The following is a 15630-nucleotide window of genomic DNA, read 5'->3' on the forward strand; positions in this document are numbered from 1 at the left end:
CCTCCTAATTACAGCTCAGCGACAAGTTTTTCAACGATGTCACTATGTGCGGCTTGATTAATTTCACGCTCTAAAATACGTTCTGCGCCAATCACTGCCAGAGTTGCTACTTGCTTACGTAGTTCTTCTGTTATGCGATTACGTTCAGACTCAACTTCAGAGTGCCCTTGAGCAATGATACTTTCACGCTCTTGTTGACCACGAAGTGTTTCTTCGTCAACAATTAGCACTGCACGCTTTTTAGCTTGATCAATGATATCAGCCGCTTGAGCTTTTGCATCTTTAAGCTGTTCAGCAGCTTTCTTTTGCGCAAGTTCTAAGTCTTTTTCGGCTCTATCAGAGGCAGCTAAACCATCTTCGATTTTTTTCTGGCGAGCTTCAATTGCACCGTTTAGTGGTGGCCATACGTATTTCATACAAAATAATACGAACACCGTAAACGCAATCAATTCACCGATAAGAGTGGCGTTTAAATTCACAACCGCTCCTCCTTAAATAGTAAGCTGTTCAAAGAATAAAATTAAAGTACGAACAACAATACCATAGCGATACCAACACCAATCATTGCTACAGCATCGATTAGACCAGCAAGGATAAACATTTTAACTTGTAGCGAAGGTGCAAGCTCAGGTTGACGCGCACATGCTTCAAGGAATTTACCGCCCATGTTACCAAAACCGATTGCAGTGCCGATTGCACCAAAACCGATTAGTAAAGCTACTGCGATGTATTTTAAGCCGTTTAATAATTCTAAAGCTTCCATTTATTTCTCCAAAGTTTCAATTGTAAAGTTAAAAGTAAAAGTAAAATTGTAAATCTAAAAATTAGTGATTATCTGAACTTGCCATGCTTAGGTATACAATAGTTAGCATCATAAATAAGAATGCTTGTAATGTAATAACTAGAATATGGAATACAGCCCAAACAAAGTGCAACGGTAGTTGCATAAAACCGATAGCGCCGATCAAGATGAAAATCAACTCACCAGCATATAAGTTACCAAACAAACGTAGTGCTAATGAAAACGGTTTAGAAACGAGTGCAATCAGTTCAAGTAATAAGTTAAATGGTATCAAAATAATTTGAACAAACATGTTATTTGAGCTGAACGGATGAAGCGTTAACTCTTTAATAAACCCGCCAATACCTTTTATTTTGATTGAAAAGCCAACCATTAGTATAAATACACCCAGCGCTAGCGCTGAAGTCATATTAATATCGGTAGTAGGTACAATTTTCATGTACACATCGTGAGAATCCATACCAAATGCAGTCTCACCAACGAAACCTGCAAATGCTGGAAGGAAATCAACTGGTATTAAATCCATTAAGTTCATTAAGAACACCCAAACGAAAATCGTTAAGGCTAATGGTGCAATAAGCTTGCTTTTACCATGGAAAGTATCGCGTACGTTGTCACCAACAAATTCTACGATTATTTCAATAAAACACTGAAATTTTCCAGGTACACCTAGTGTTGATTTTTTAGCGGCACTACGAAAGATCCATAAAAATATAAGACCTAAACCGATAGACCATGCAAGGGTATCTATATGCCATGTCCAGAATCCACTGTCCGTACATGCTTTATTGAAGGCGAGACCTGTATCGGTCGAACACATCTTAGCATTGGTCAAATGGTGCTGGATATGGCCAGATAGAGTAACTTCTTCTGCTGCCATGTTATATCCCAAAAGTTAATGTTTAAAAAAAACGGGTGCGAACAATCCAGTAAAGAGCGCCAGTATATAAGTACTAAAAAAGGGTAATAAAATTACCGGAAAATGCTTCAGTACTAGCGCAAACAATACAATTGTTAGCATAAACTTTAATCCGTTGCCGCGTTTCAACGAGGCATACGCTTGATTTGCTCGACTTGCACCCATATATCTGAATGCATAAAGTGCAAATACAAAGTGCGGAAGTACTGCTACAGCTCCACCAGCGAGTGATGAAAGCGAGGCATTGACTCCCGAACTAAAAAAAATAATTACAGCAGCAACTAATGCTACAACACCCTGAAGGCAAATTAACTTTAATACGGCAAGTCGATATGGACTCGCTAACTTATCAGTCACGTTTAGTTAACCTTTATTGCGTTCTAATTGTTAGGGTGTGAAAACTGGCGAAATTATACTTAATCCTGCCAGTTTTGCAACTTGAGTAGATGCTTTGTAACACGAAATAGCTACAAATGTCCCTTTTTAGACATGTAGAAAACTAATGGTGGGTATTGTCGTGATTGATACGATTTAAAATGCCGTCAAGTTCATCTAGGTTAGTATACGAAATAACCAGTTTACCTTTGCCTTTTTTATTGTAGTTAATCTCTACTTTAGCACCTAGATTTTCAGCGAGTTGTTGTTCTAACTGCTTAACATCTGGATCTTTTTCGGTTATTTCTTTAGCAGGTAAAGGTTCTAAAATTGAACGTACGAGCTTTTCAGTTTCTCGAACTGTTAATGCTTTAGCTACAGCTAAACGAGCAGCATCTGACTGCGCTTCACCTTCAAGGGCTAACAGGCAACGAGCATGGCCCATTTCAATATCGCCATGTTCTAACAGAATTTTTACATCACTATTTAAGTTATTTAAACGCAGTAAGTTAGTTACAGTCGTACGTGATTTACCCACCGCGTCTGCTACTTGCTGATGTGTTAATTCAAATTCTATTAGCAAACGATTAAGTGCAACGGCTTCTTCCATGGCATTTAAATCTTCACGCTGAATATTTTCTATCAGTGCAATCGCAACGGCAGCTTCATCAGGTACATCTTTAATAATACAAGGCACTGTTTCAAGCTTAGCTATTTGCGCTGCGCGCCAACGACGCTCACCAGCAATAATTTCAAAGCTATTGTATGCAATAGGGCGCACAACAATAGGTTGAATAATACCTTGTGAGCGAATAGAACTAGCAAGCTCTTCTAGCGCCTCTTCAGACATGTCTTTACGAGGTTGGTATTTACCAGAGTGTAAAAACTCTATTGGGAGTTTTTGTAATTCACTATTATTAGCCGCGGCATTTTGCACAGCCTCAGAAACGTTTGATGTGTCTTGTTCCTTGCTTGGGCTTGGTGCAGGCTTTGACGAACTTAAAAGTGCATCGAGTCCTCGGCCTAAACCTCGTTTTTTAGCAGACATGTTATTTTTTTACCTCAAAGTTAGGCGACAACGGACGCTGTTTTTTCTTTTCTGCGTAACATTTCACCAGCGAGTGCTAAATATGCTTTAGCGCCACTTGATGCCCGGTCATAGTACATAGCAGGAGTACCAAAACTAGGTGCTTCAGCTAAACGAACATTACGCGGGATCACCGTACGGTATACTTTATCGCCAAAATGTTGTTTTAATTGTTCTGATACATCATTTGCCAAACGGTTACGCGGGTCGTACATAGTACGAAGTATGCCTTCAATTTGTAAGCTAGGATTCACTAACTTAGCAAGCTGCGTAATCGTATCCATTAATGCGGTTAACCCTTCAAGTGCATAATACTCACACTGCATTGGCACTAAAATAGAATCAGCTGCGGCCATTGCATTAACAGTTAACATATTTAGAGAGGGTGGACAGTCGATAAAAATAAATTCGTACTGGTCCTGAATTTTTTCAAGTGCATTACGTAAACGCACTTCACGGGCAAATAATTCCATCAATTTAACTTCTGCAGCGGTTACATCACCGTTTGCAGCAATCATATGGTATTCACCAGACGTTTCTTTAATGATAACGTCTTCTATAGGTTTATCTTCAATAAGTAGGTCGTAAATAGTTGGCACGTCGCCATATTTATCTACGCCACTACCCATAGTCGCATTACCTTGCGGATCGAGATCAATTAACAGCACTTTACGTTTCGTTGCAGCCATAGACGCAGCGAGGTTAACAGCGGTTGTAGTTTTACCCACTCCACCTTTTTGATTTGCTAATGCGATGACTTTTGCCACGGTGTCTCTGATCCCTAGTCTTTAGAAAGAATAATTAAATGTCGTTGTGCATCTAAATTAGGTACTTCTAATGCAATTTTTTGCTCAAACTTAACGCCTGCAGGTAGTGACTCTAGCTCTTCGCTAGGGAACACGCCTTTAAGTGCTATAAATTTACCCGAATGCTCGATTAAGTGCGAACACCAGTCAACCATATCTTGTAATGAAGCAAAAGCACGACTTAGTACGCCGTCTAATTTAACACTTGGTTGATATTCTTCAACTCTTGACTGAACCGGGGTTACATTATCAAGACCAAGCTCATGTTTAACATGCATTAAAAATCGTACACGTTTACCTAAGCTATCTAATAACACAAAATGTGTATTAGGTAATGCAATTGCTAATACGATACCCGGTAATCCAGGACCCGTTCCAACATCAATATAATGATGACCGGGTAAGTGAGGCGCAACAACTAAGCTATCCATTATATGCTTAATCATCATTTCTTCAGGTAAGCGTACTGAGGTTAAGTTATAAGCCTTATTCCACTTATTCAATAACTCGACGTAACGAACTAGCTGTTGCTGTTGTTTTTCTGTTAGCGCAATATCAGTTTGCGCTAACAATGTAGTTAATTGTTGCTGTAACACTATGTACCCTTACCGTTACGCGGATTTGCGTAATAAGCCTTGCTTCTTCAGATACACTAATAATAGCGAAATCGCCGCTGGGGTGATACCAGAAATACGCGATGCTTGACCAATAGTGTCAGGACGCGACTCAATAAGCTTGGCAACTACCTCATTTGACAAACCAGATACGGTTTTATAATCAAACTCTTTTGGTAAAATTGTTTGCTCATGACGAAGCTGTTTGTTGATCTCATCTTGTTGACGCGCAATATAACCTGCGTACTTAGTATGGATCTCAACTTGTTCAAGTGCCGCTTTGTTTGTAAATTCAGATCCTAATCCTTCTATAGCCATAAGATCGTTATAACGAATCTCTGGGCGACGAAGTAATTCTTCTAAACTTGCTTCACGTGTAAGCGGTGTTTTCAGTAATGCATTTACTTGATCTACAACGGCGTGATCTTTATGAATCCACGTATCTTTAATGCGTTGCTTCTCTTTTTCGATTACTTCCATTTTTTCGTTAAATGCCTGCCAGCGTTCGTCATTAACTAAACCTAGTTCACGGCCTTTTTCAGTTAAACGAATATCAGCATTATCTTCACGAAGTAATAAACGGTATTCGGCACGACTGGTAAACATGCGGTATGGTTCTTTTGTACCCAGTGTTGCTAAGTCGTCGATTAATACACCAACGTAAGCTTCATCACGACGTGGTGTCCAAGAATCTTTGCCTTGTACTTTTAGTGCAGCATTCATACCTGCAATTAAGCCTTGTGCACCCGCTTCTTCATAACCGGTAGTACCGTTAATTTGACCCGCAAAAAATAAACCTTCAATAAATTTAGTCTCTAAAGACTGTTTTAAATCACGTGGGTCAAAGTAATCATATTCAATTGCGTAACCAGGTCGACAAATATGTGCATTTTCAAAACCTGTAATCGATTGCACAATTTCAAGTTGTACATCAAACGGTAAACTAGTCGAAATACCATTTGGGTATAATTCGTATGATGTTAAACCTTCAGGCTCAACAAATATTTGATGTTTATCTTTATCTGCAAAACGAACAATTTTATCTTCAATTGAAGGGCAGTATCGTGGACCAATACCTTCAATAACACCTGAGTACATAGGTGAGCGATGTAAGTTTTTACGAATAACATCATGTGTTTTTTCGTTTGTGTAAGTTATGTAACACGGTATCTGTTGTGGGTGATCTGATTGTTTACCCATAAACGAAAACACAGGAGTTGGTGTATCACCTGGCTGTGCTTCCATTTTTGTAAAATCAACAGTACGTGCATCAATACGTGGAGGTGTACCTGTTTTTAAACGATCAACTCTAAATGGATGTTCACGTAAGCGATCAGCTAAAGCGATTGAAGGAGGATCGCCTGCACGACCGCCTTTATAATTTTCTAAACCAATATGAATTAAGCCGCCTAAAAAAGTACCCACGGTTAAAACAACACTTGATGCACTAAAACGTAAACCCATTTGAGTTACTACGCCAGTAACACGATCGTTTTCAACAATAAGATCATCGCATGATTGTTGAAAAATTTTAAGGTTATCTTGGTTTTGTAATGTTGTTTGAATAGCCGCTTTGTACAAAGCGCGATCTGCTTGTGCTCGAGTAGCACGAACAGCAGGTCCTTTTGAAGAATTTAGTGTACGAAATTGGATCCCGCCTTTATCAATGGCCTGTGCCATTGCACCACCAAGCGCGTCAATCTCTTTTACCAAATGACCTTTGCCAATCCCACCAATTGCTGGGTTGCAAGACATTTGACCAAGGGTATCCATATTGTGAGTCAGTAGCAGGGTATTCATCCCCATACGGGCAGCTGCTAATGCGGCTTCAGTGCCAGCATGTCCACCACCTACTACGATAACGTCAAAATTTTCGTGAAAAATCATTAATGGGATCCTACTTAAATCAAACCGGTAAACTTCAAAAGGGAGCGTATTCTACCTAGAAATTGGCAGAAGATAAATGATTAAACAAAGGGCAAGATCTAAGTATGTGATCTCTAATAATATAAAGGATCTTTTAAAGAGATCTTTTATTACTATTACTACTACTGATCGACTTTTCTGTTGATAAGGTTTGGATCTTCATTTAAAACATGAAATTAGATCAGATCTAAAGGTGTTAATATGATCGGATCATCCAGCAAATAAGCTCTGATCAAAAAGGCACTTTATGCACAGGGTTGAATCAGTTGGATCTTATCCAATGGATAAGCATGCTTTAAAACGCAGTTTATTCAATCTTTATCCACAAAACCTATTAAATTATTAGTAAATTGTGGGTAACTTTATATATAACTTTTTACTTGATCTATCTATTTTATGCCTGTTTGAGCTATCCAAGAGTCTAACCATGTTAATGCAGTGTCTTCTGGTAATGCTTCATCGAGAATATTAAGCTCTAAACGTTCTGCTACTTTTATAGCGCCTTTTTGAGTTAATAAGGCATCTATATTACGTCCTGCTAGGTTATAAGTGTCATAACTAGTGTCGCCTAAAGCGATTACTGAATATTTTAATTCAGATAAATCATCTGCTTGAGTTACATCTTCAACAAAACTAATAAGATTTTCAGGGTAATCACCTGCACCATAAGTTGATGTGCAGATTAACCAAATGGTATTTTGCTGATCAATATCGCTAAATTCAGGTTGATCATGTAGTTGCGTAGTAATACCAAGGTTATTAAGCGCGTCGCTTAATTGCTCTGCAACATACTCGGCTGATCCCATTTGGCTGCCGACAATAAGATTTACTGAACTCATGAATATTAGTGATCACATTGGTTATAATTGCCGCCTATGATAACTGAGTGAGGATAACAGTAAAGTTAAGAGTGCTTTTTTGTATAACTATTTTTGCGGTAATTTTACACTCATTCAAAATTGTGTCTTTAAGTTGTTGATAATATAGTGTTTAACAAATTATCTTTAAATGTAATCTTCTGATCAAGTTGTTGATAACAGTGGGGAAAGCTCTGCTTAAACTGTTTTTTTAGGTTGTTTTATATTCGCTAAGTTATTGATATTACTTGTCAGTAAAAAATTAAATTGTAAATATCTCAATTAAAAATACATGTTGATCATAATGTGGATATAAAGCCTGTTGATAACCTTAAATTTAGATCGAAAATAATTTTTAAAAATGATCTAATAAAGCAGATCTAATGAAATTAATTAAAAATAAGTTCATAAATAGATAAATTACAATTGATCATGAGGTTTTTGCGACTGATTTACCTAGTTTTGGTATTTATTTGAGCTGAAAATTAGGTATTGTGGATAAGTAATCTCGGTATTTTTAATTTTATGCGAATTTAGAGCTGCTATTTTTATTAATTTTGCTGGTGGAGTTAGCAGATCAAAAGTTTTGAATACTTAACAGTTGAGTTATTTTATTTAAAAATCACGGTGATTATCAAATTATATGTTGTCAAAAGTAAGCCTTTTAGAGTACTAATCAGTGTTTTTTAGCTCTTTAATTGAGCGAATAGCATTATTTTTTGCGTGTATGAGGTGTGTTTTAGTGCATTTTTGTGAGCTAAAGTAAGTATAAGGAAGCCATTTATAACTACTTTTTGTATGACATATAATGCTATTAAAGCGTGCGGTTGTTTGAAAAGGCATCGGTTTTAGCCTTAATAATAGGTGTAATTTGTGCTATTAATTCCTCCAATAAGCACTCTCAGTATTGCCTACTCTATATAATCTGACCTCTCTTAGCACGTAACAAAGGTAGTTTTGGATATGATTTTATTGGCAGTAATTTGCAGGCATCAGGTGTATAAATACATATTTTACAGCAGAATATTTTACATAAAAAAAGAGCACCTAAGTGCTCTTATAATAAAAATATATCTGTAATAGGGTGTTTATTTACCAATACAAAACGAGCTAAATATTTTGCCAAGTAAGTCGTCTGAGGTAAATTCACCGGTAATTTCATTCAAATACTGCTGTGTTAAACGCAGTTCTTCAGCGAGTATTTCACCAGCAATGTGCATTTCTAACTGTGTTTTACCCGTTTCTAAATGATACGCAGCACTTTCTAGTGCATCCAAATGACGACGGCGCGCCATAAAGCCACCTTCTGTTGCACCTTGAAAGCCTATACAAGCTTTTAAATGCTCGCGAACAAGTTCAATACCGTCAGCATTTTTAGCACTTAAGCTGATAACCGGGTATTGTTGCTCTTGCTCCATTCCGACTATGTCGCCCGATAAATCAGCTTTATTTCTGATGACCGTAACCCCCATACCTTCTGGTAATTTTGCCATAAATTCAGGCCAAATTTTGTGCGGGTCAGTATCTATAGTATCAGTGCCATCAAGCATAAATAAAACGCGGTCGGCTTGGTTTATTTCATCCCATGCACGCTCAATACCTATTTGTTCTACTCTGTCTGGGCTTTCACGAAGGCCTGCGGTATCTATAATATGCAGTGGCATACCATCTATATGTATATGCTCTCGTAGTACGTCGCGAGTGGTACCGGCTATTTCTGTTACGATTGCGGCTTCACGACCGGCTAGAGCGTTAAGTAGGCTTGATTTACCCGCATTAGGGCGACCTGCAATAACAACACGCATACCTTCGCGCATGATACTGCCTTGCTTGGCTTGGTTGGTTACAGTGTTAAGCTGAGTAATAATCGCGTCTAAGTCGCCTGACACTTTACCATCTGATAAAAAATCAATTTCTTCATCAGGAAAATCTATTGCCGCTTCTACATACATGCGTAAGTGAATTACTTTTTCTACGAGTGTTTCTATGTGCTTAGAAAACTCACCTTGGAGAGACTGTAGGGCGCTTTTAGCGGCTTGCTCGCTAGTGGCATTAATTAAGTCGGCGATGGCTTCTGCTTGTGTTAAATCAAGCTTGTCATTCATAAATGCGCGCTCAGAAAACTCACCAGGCTTTGCTAAACGAACGCCCTCTATTTTACTAATTTCTTTAAGTAACATATCCAGTACTACAGGACCGCCGTGGCCTTGTAATTCAAGTACGTCTTCACCAGTAAATGAGTTAGGACCTGCAAAGTAAATGGCAATACCTTGATCAAGTTGCTCGCCAGCAAGGCTTTTAAATGGCACATAATCGGCGTAGCGAACTTTAGGTATTTTACCTACTACTTTTTCGGCGACACTTTTAGCAAGGCTACCTGAAACGCGAATAATACCAACACCACCACGTCCAGGTGCTGTTGCTTGTGCTGCAATTGTATCTTGATTGATCATGCTATTAATTTGCCAACGATGAGTAACTTTATGCCCGTATTGTAACCTATCGATTTATTTGTAGCGAATAGCTGTGGTGAAAAACAGGCAATAAAAAAGGCGACCGAAGTCGCCTTTATATAAGTAGGAGCTTAGTTAGCCTCTTACTTTAATTCCTTTCTTTTCCATGCCACGGTAGATGATTAACATCTGGACAATAGAAATAAGGTTAGACACTAACCAGTAAAGAACTAAACCAGATGGGAACCATAAGAAGAATACAGAGAAGATAACCGGCATAAAGGTCATCATTTTTTGCTGCATTGGATCAGTAACCGTCATAGGTTGTAGCTTTTGCGTCACAAACATACTCGCACCAAATAATATTGGTAATACGTAGTACGGGTCTTTCGCAGAAAGGTCAGTTAACCAAAAAATGAATTCAGCATGGCGAAGTTCAGTAGACTCTAAGAATACGTAGAACAAGGCTAAGAAAATTGGCATTTGTAGCAAAATAGGGAAACAGCCACCCATTGGGTTAACTTTTTCTTTTTTGTACATTTCCATAGTTGCTTGACCGAACTTTTGACGGTCATCACCAAACTTTTCTTTAAGGGCTGCCATTTTAGGCTGTAGGGCACGCATTTTTGCCATTGAAGTGTATTGCGCTTTAGTAAGTGGGTACATTAACGATTTAACGATAATAGTGATGGCAATAATTGCTACACCCCAGTTACCTAAAATGCTGTGTAGCCATTTTAGCAATACAAATAAAGGTTGCGAGATAAAGAATAACCAACCGTAATCTACGGTTAGGTCTAGGTCTGGGTGAATAGCTTCAAGAATATCTGACTCTTTCGGGCCCATATAATAAGTAGCAGTTAGTGTTTGCTCACTACCAGCTTGAATATTTACAGCGGGATCTTTAGCACCAATAATAGCGGCATTACTTTTTGTAATTAAGCTATAAAGTGTATTTGATTGATCCTGCATTGGAACCCAAGCACTTACAAAGTAATGTTGAATAAAGGCAACGTAACCACCTTGCGTGCTTTTATTTAGGTTTTTATCAGCCATATCTGAAAAACTATACTTTTCGTATTTTTCTTCATCAGTACCGTATGCAGCACCTAAATAGTTTTGATCAACCATGCTACCTTTTTCTTGTACGGTACGCTTAATTTGCGTGTATAGCTGTACTTGAAGAGGTGCGCTGGTAGTGTTGTTAATTTTGTATTCTAGGCCTACGTCATACTGACCTTTTTTGAATACATACGTTTTAGTAAAACTAACACCATTACTATCAGTAAACTGAAGTGGAACGCGAAGCTCATCACCCGTTAAGGTATATGATTTTTGTTCGGTACTATAAGTAGGGCGACCATTAGCTGATCCGTCAGGGCCATTTAAACCAATTAAGCCACTTTGTGAAAAGTATTGTTTGCCACCATCAAGCTGACCAAGAAGCATATAAGGCGTGTCACTGCCTTTTGTCTCTTCGTATTGAAGAAGGTCTGTTTCAACAATGTCACCGCCTTTGGTGTCAATTTTAACTTTAAAAACGTCAGTTGTAATTTCAATAACTGAACGCTTAGCTAAAGTTGCTGAAGCAGGGAACTCTGAATCTGACGATGAAGGAATATAATCATCCGACTCTGGTGAATTTGCTTGTAGTGTTTGTGTTGTGGCACTTGGATCGACTTTAGGCTTGTTGTAATCATTATCCCATTCTTGGAACAATAAAAACGACACTAGCATTAGGCCAATTAATAAAAACGTGCGTTGCGATTCCATAACAGCTCTTATTTCTCGTGTTGGTGGTTAATATGGGTTAATTTTTCAGGAACGGGGTCGTCTCCGCCTGAATGTAAAGGATGGCATTTTAATATGCGTTTTAAAGCTAACCAACTACCTTTTACCGATCCATGCAATTTAATTGCTTGAATAGCATAACTAGAACAGGTTGGATTAAAACGACAATGCGGACCTAACAGCGGGCTAATCCACTTTTGATAACCGCGGATAAATAACACTAAACAAAAAGTTGGTAAAGCAACAAGTGGTTTAAGTAACCTCATGATGTTTATGCCCCTACTTAAGTTTAGTGAGATAGATATCATGTATTTAAAGACTCAATTAGAAAATTTAAATGCATGATTAAAAGGTGAGCTAAAGATACATTAATTAACCCTGCAATTCTATTGCAATTAGGTTTGTTTGTTAGATTTAGCTGATTTGTTTGGGCGTTTCTTAAAAGGTGGCGGTTTAGGTGCACCTGGTTTACAGCGTTCGTTAATTTTTCGCCATAATTTAGTAAGTTGTTTGGTTATTTCTTCATTAGACTGCTCATCAATACCATTTTTAACCATAAGCACAATATCAATATTATCGATGCTGTGTTGATTTAAACGAAAACTTTCGCGAGCGAGACGTTTAATACGGTTTCGTTGGCATGCCTTTTTTACACGTTTTTTAGCAACAGTTAGACCTAACCGAGGTTTTTCTTGGTCATTTGGTTTAGCTAATAGAGTAAAGAAGGGAGTTGCAGCCCGAGCGGGTTCATTAAATATGCGAGAGTAATGCGAGGGAGTTAACAGACGTAACTCCCTGCCAAAGCTAAAGTCTTCCACTTATAAATTAAGCAGAAAGAACTTTGCGGCCTTTAGCGCGGCGACGTGCTAATACTTTACGGCCATTTACAGTTGCCATGCGAGCACGGAAGCCGTGTGCACGTTTGCGTTTTAAAACGCTAGGTTGAAAAGTTCTTTTCATAACAATCTCATCCGATCGGTTAAAGTTAAAACATCCTATACAGGTCGCGATCCTGGCATAGGTGCCATTGCGAGCGCGAGATATTATAGAGTAAGTAATGTAAAGTCAATCATAATTACGTTAAGGGTATATAACCCACCTACTACTATATAAGAGATCATATAAGAGATCATATAAGGCGATCTGTTAGGATCATCATAAATAAGAAGTTTTCCACAGCCCCTGTATAAAAAGTGAATAAAAGCGGGGGAAAAGTAAATTGGATCGTAAATTTGGTTCGCGATCTTGGTGTTATTTTGTTATGATCTCCTCTCAGGATCTAAAATAAAAACTGTTTTAAATCAGCTTGTTAATGATTTTATACATCGATATCAACAATTTTATAAAAATCAATCTTTTACTTGTGGATAAAGTGTCTTCATAATACGCGGTCTTGGGTCGCTTATTGGACCATTTGAACGCAATAAATGTATGATTTATAATCATTAATGATGTGCGGGAATAAAAATTATATCTCTGGGAGTTTAACTGTGTATCTGTCGGTTTGGCAAAGTTGTTTATATGTATTGCAAGATGAGTTGCCTTCGCAGCAATTCAGTATGTGGGTAAGACCGCTACAAGCAGAAAGTACCGAAGATACCTTGACGATTTATGCACCTAATCGCTTTGTGCTTGATTGGGTGAGAGAAAAGTACCTAAATAGAATTAACGAATTATTAGTAGAGATTTGTGGTGTTGAAGCACCAAAACTACGTTTTGATGTAGGTAGTAAACCTTTATTAAATGCACAAGCTGCACCGGTTATAGAAACTCAATCGGCACCAAGTGCACACGCTTCAGCAAAACAACAGCCTCGCGAGCAAAAGCCAGTTGTTGAACCTGCACCTAAGTCAGGTTACAAATCTAACATTAAAGAAAACTATACTTTTGATAGCTTTGTTGAAGGTAAATCAAACCAATTAGCAAAAGCTGCGGCCACACAGGTTGCCGACAATCCTGGCTCTGCTTTTAACCCTGTATTTATATACGGTGGCACTGGTTTAGGTAAAACTCACTTATTACATGCAGTAGGTAATGGCATTATGGCAAATAAGCCAGATGCTAAAATTGTTTACATGCATTCAGAACGCTTTGTTCAAGACATGGTAAAGGCACTTCAAAATAATGCGATAGAAGAATTTAAGCGTTATTACCGTAGTGTTGATGCATTAATGATTGATGATATTCAATTTTTTGCTAACAAAGAGCGTTCACAGGAAGAATTTTTTCATACCTTTAATGCATTGCTTGAAGGCAACCAACAAATTATTTTAACCTCTGACCGTTACCCTAAAGAGATTGAAGGCGTTGAAGACAGGCTAAAATCACGTTTTGGTTGGGGATTAACAATTGCGATTGAGCCACCAGAGCTTGAAACACGCGTTGCTATTTTAATGAAAAAAGCCCAGCAAAGTAAGATTAACTTACCACACGAAGTTGCTTTTTTTATTGCCAAAAAATTACGTTCAAATGTTCGTGAACTAGAGGGTGCACTTAACCGTGTAATCGCTAATGCGAACTTTACCGGTCGTCCTATTTCAATCGATTTTGTAAAAGAAGCGCTACGCGATTTACTTGCCTTGCAAGATAAACTGGTTACCATAGACAATATTCAGCGCACTGTTGCTGAGTACTATCGAATTCGTATATCAGACCTGTTATCTAAGCGCCGCAGTCGCTCTATAGCGAGGCCGCGCCAAGTAGCTATGGCATTATCTAAAGAATTAACTAATCACAGCTTACCTGAGATTGGTGACGCATTTGGTGGACGCGATCATACGACCGTATTACATGCATGTCGTAAGATAAAATCACTACGTGACGAAAGCCACGAAATTAAAGAAGATTACCAAAACTTAATAAGAACATTGTCATCTTAGGGCTGACTTTATTATGCAAATAACAATATCAAGACAACAATTTTTAAAGCCATTGGTGCAAGTGTCGGGCGCAATAGAGCGCAAACACACGTTGCCAATTTTATCTAACGTTTTGTTAGTGGTAGAAAACGGACAACTTTCAATGACGGGTACTGACCTTGAAATTGAACTAGTTTCTGGCGTATTTGTAGGTGATGATATTGCCGATACAAAACTAACGTTACCCGCTAAAAAGTTACTCGATATTTGTAAAAGTCTACCAGATGGTTCAGACATTACTTTAAGCTTGCAAGAGCATCAATTACTTTTAACCAGTGGTAAAAGCCGTTTTTCATTGACGACTTTATCTGCTGATGATTTTCCTAATTTAGAAGAGTGGGACGGAGAGGTTGAATTTCAACTAACTCGTTTAGAGCTTCGTAAGTTACTCGAAAGCACGCATTTTTCGATGGCAAATCAAGACGTACGTTATTACTTAAATGGTATGTCGTTTGAAGTAGATAATACCGACATAAAAACAGTAGCAACAGATGGTCACCGTTTAGCTATAGCGCAAAAGCAATTAACGCAATCGCTTAATACTCAACGTCAATTAATTATACCTCGCAAGGGTGTGCAAGAAATTATGCGCCTTATGGTAGCTGACGATGAATTGGTAACAATTCAGTTTGGTGCTAACCATATCCGTATTATTGATATTGAGTTTACATTTACAAGTAAACTGGTTGATGGGCGTTTTCCAGATTACCGTCGTGTATTACCCCGTGGTGGCGACAAAGTAATTACAGCTAACCGAGAATGGTTACGTAATGCGTTCCAACGAGTGTCTATCTTATCTAATGAAAAGTTTCGTGGCGTACGCTTAAACTTATCAAATGGTTTATTAAAAATTACGGCCAACAACCCAGAGCAAGAACAAGCTGAAGAAGTTGTTGAAGTAAGTTACGAAGGTGCTGACCTAGAAATAGGGTTTAACGTGTCTTACGTATTAGACGTACTAAACACATTAAAAACAGAAGACGTACTATTTACATTAGCCGACTCAAACAGCAGTGCATTAATTGAAGGTGCGGGCGATGAAGAAGCAATGTACGTTGTTATGCCTATGCGTTTATAAGACT

At 38.2% G+C, this 15630-nt stretch carries 16 protein-coding genes; 2 read left to right on the top strand and 14 right to left on the bottom strand.

The window, feature by feature from the left end; genetic code table 11:
• Window positions 1-8: 8 nt before the first annotated feature.
• From atpF to rpmH, 14 genes are all read right to left on the bottom strand, one after another.
• On the bottom strand, window positions 9-479 hold the full coding sequence (gene atpF, locus QL995_RS19960; RefSeq protein ID WP_004335264.1) for a F0F1 ATP synthase subunit B: 471 nt from the start codon (window positions 477-479) through the stop codon (window positions 9-11).
• 41 nt (window positions 480-520) lie between these two features.
• Window positions 521-763 carry a F0F1 ATP synthase subunit C gene (gene atpE / locus QL995_RS19965; protein ID WP_008112128.1) on the bottom strand — a complete coding sequence of 81 codons (243 nt, stop codon included), beginning with the start codon at window positions 761-763 and terminating at the stop codon, window positions 521-523.
• 61 nt (window positions 764-824) lie between these two features.
• A complete protein-coding gene (gene atpB / locus QL995_RS19970; RefSeq protein WP_004335244.1) occupies window positions 825-1682 on the bottom strand; it encodes a F0F1 ATP synthase subunit A in 858 nt (285 codons plus the stop codon).
• Between the two features lie 15 nt (window positions 1683-1697).
• Entirely contained in the window at window positions 1698-2078 is a 381-nt protein-coding gene (locus tag QL995_RS19975) for an ATP synthase subunit I (RefSeq protein WP_007585983.1), read from the bottom strand.
• Window positions 2079-2220: 142 nt separating this feature from the next.
• Complete coding sequence (locus QL995_RS19980; protein ID WP_290294927.1) at window positions 2221-3144, bottom strand: ParB/RepB/Spo0J family partition protein; 924 nt, start codon at window positions 3142-3144, stop codon at window positions 2221-2223.
• Between the two features lie 20 nt (window positions 3145-3164).
• Complete coding sequence (locus tag QL995_RS19985) at window positions 3165-3950, bottom strand: ParA family protein (RefSeq protein ID WP_004335235.1); 786 nt, start codon at window positions 3948-3950, stop codon at window positions 3165-3167.
• 14 nt (window positions 3951-3964) lie between these two features.
• A complete protein-coding gene (gene rsmG, locus QL995_RS19990) occupies window positions 3965-4585 on the bottom strand; it encodes a 16S rRNA (guanine(527)-N(7))-methyltransferase RsmG (protein ID WP_290294929.1) in 621 nt (206 codons plus the stop codon).
• 15 nt (window positions 4586-4600) lie between these two features.
• Entirely contained in the window at window positions 4601-6490 is a 1890-nt protein-coding gene (gene mnmG, locus QL995_RS19995) for a tRNA uridine-5-carboxymethylaminomethyl(34) synthesis enzyme MnmG (protein ID WP_290294930.1), read from the bottom strand.
• Between the two features lie 428 nt (window positions 6491-6918).
• A complete protein-coding gene (gene mioC / locus QL995_RS20000; protein ID WP_024591277.1) occupies window positions 6919-7368 on the bottom strand; it encodes an FMN-binding protein MioC in 450 nt (149 codons plus the stop codon).
• A 1106-nt stretch (window positions 7369-8474) separates the two neighbouring features.
• The gene (gene mnmE / locus QL995_RS20005) at window positions 8475-9839 is read right to left on the bottom strand and encodes a tRNA uridine-5-carboxymethylaminomethyl(34) synthesis GTPase MnmE (RefSeq protein ID WP_007584209.1); all 1365 of its coding nucleotides are present in this window, start codon (window positions 9837-9839) and stop codon (window positions 8475-8477) included.
• 135 nt (window positions 9840-9974) lie between these two features.
• Window positions 9975-11612, bottom strand: coding sequence for a membrane protein insertase YidC (gene yidC / locus QL995_RS20010; protein ID WP_290294931.1), 1638 nt, complete (start codon window positions 11610-11612; stop codon window positions 9975-9977).
• An 8-nt stretch (window positions 11613-11620) separates the two neighbouring features.
• Window positions 11621-11896, bottom strand: coding sequence for a membrane protein insertion efficiency factor YidD (gene yidD, locus QL995_RS20015; RefSeq protein WP_008138026.1), 276 nt, complete (start codon window positions 11894-11896; stop codon window positions 11621-11623).
• Window positions 11897-12025: 129 nt separating this feature from the next.
• Complete coding sequence (rnpA, locus tag QL995_RS20020; protein WP_007584204.1) at window positions 12026-12448, bottom strand: ribonuclease P protein component; 423 nt, start codon at window positions 12446-12448, stop codon at window positions 12026-12028.
• A 7-nt stretch (window positions 12449-12455) separates the two neighbouring features.
• Window positions 12456-12590 carry a 50S ribosomal protein L34 gene (rpmH, locus tag QL995_RS20025; RefSeq protein ID WP_004335215.1) on the bottom strand — a complete coding sequence of 45 codons (135 nt, stop codon included), beginning with the start codon at window positions 12588-12590 and terminating at the stop codon, window positions 12456-12458.
• A 530-nt stretch (window positions 12591-13120) separates the two neighbouring features.
• Between rpmH and dnaA the strand changes: the two genes are divergently transcribed.
• Window positions 13121-14509 (top strand): chromosomal replication initiator protein DnaA, encoded by a 1389-nt coding sequence (gene dnaA / locus QL995_RS20030; protein ID WP_010555148.1) that lies wholly within the window; start codon window positions 13121-13123, stop codon window positions 14507-14509.
• A gap of 13 nt (window positions 14510-14522) precedes the next feature.
• A complete protein-coding gene (dnaN, locus tag QL995_RS20035; protein WP_010555149.1) occupies window positions 14523-15626 on the top strand; it encodes a DNA polymerase III subunit beta in 1104 nt (367 codons plus the stop codon).
• Window positions 15627-15630: the final 4 nt, after the last annotated feature.

It is taken from the genome of Pseudoalteromonas sp. APC 3358 (assembly GCF_030408075.1).
Classification (GTDB): domain Bacteria; phylum Pseudomonadota; class Gammaproteobacteria; order Enterobacterales; family Alteromonadaceae; genus Pseudoalteromonas; species Pseudoalteromonas arctica.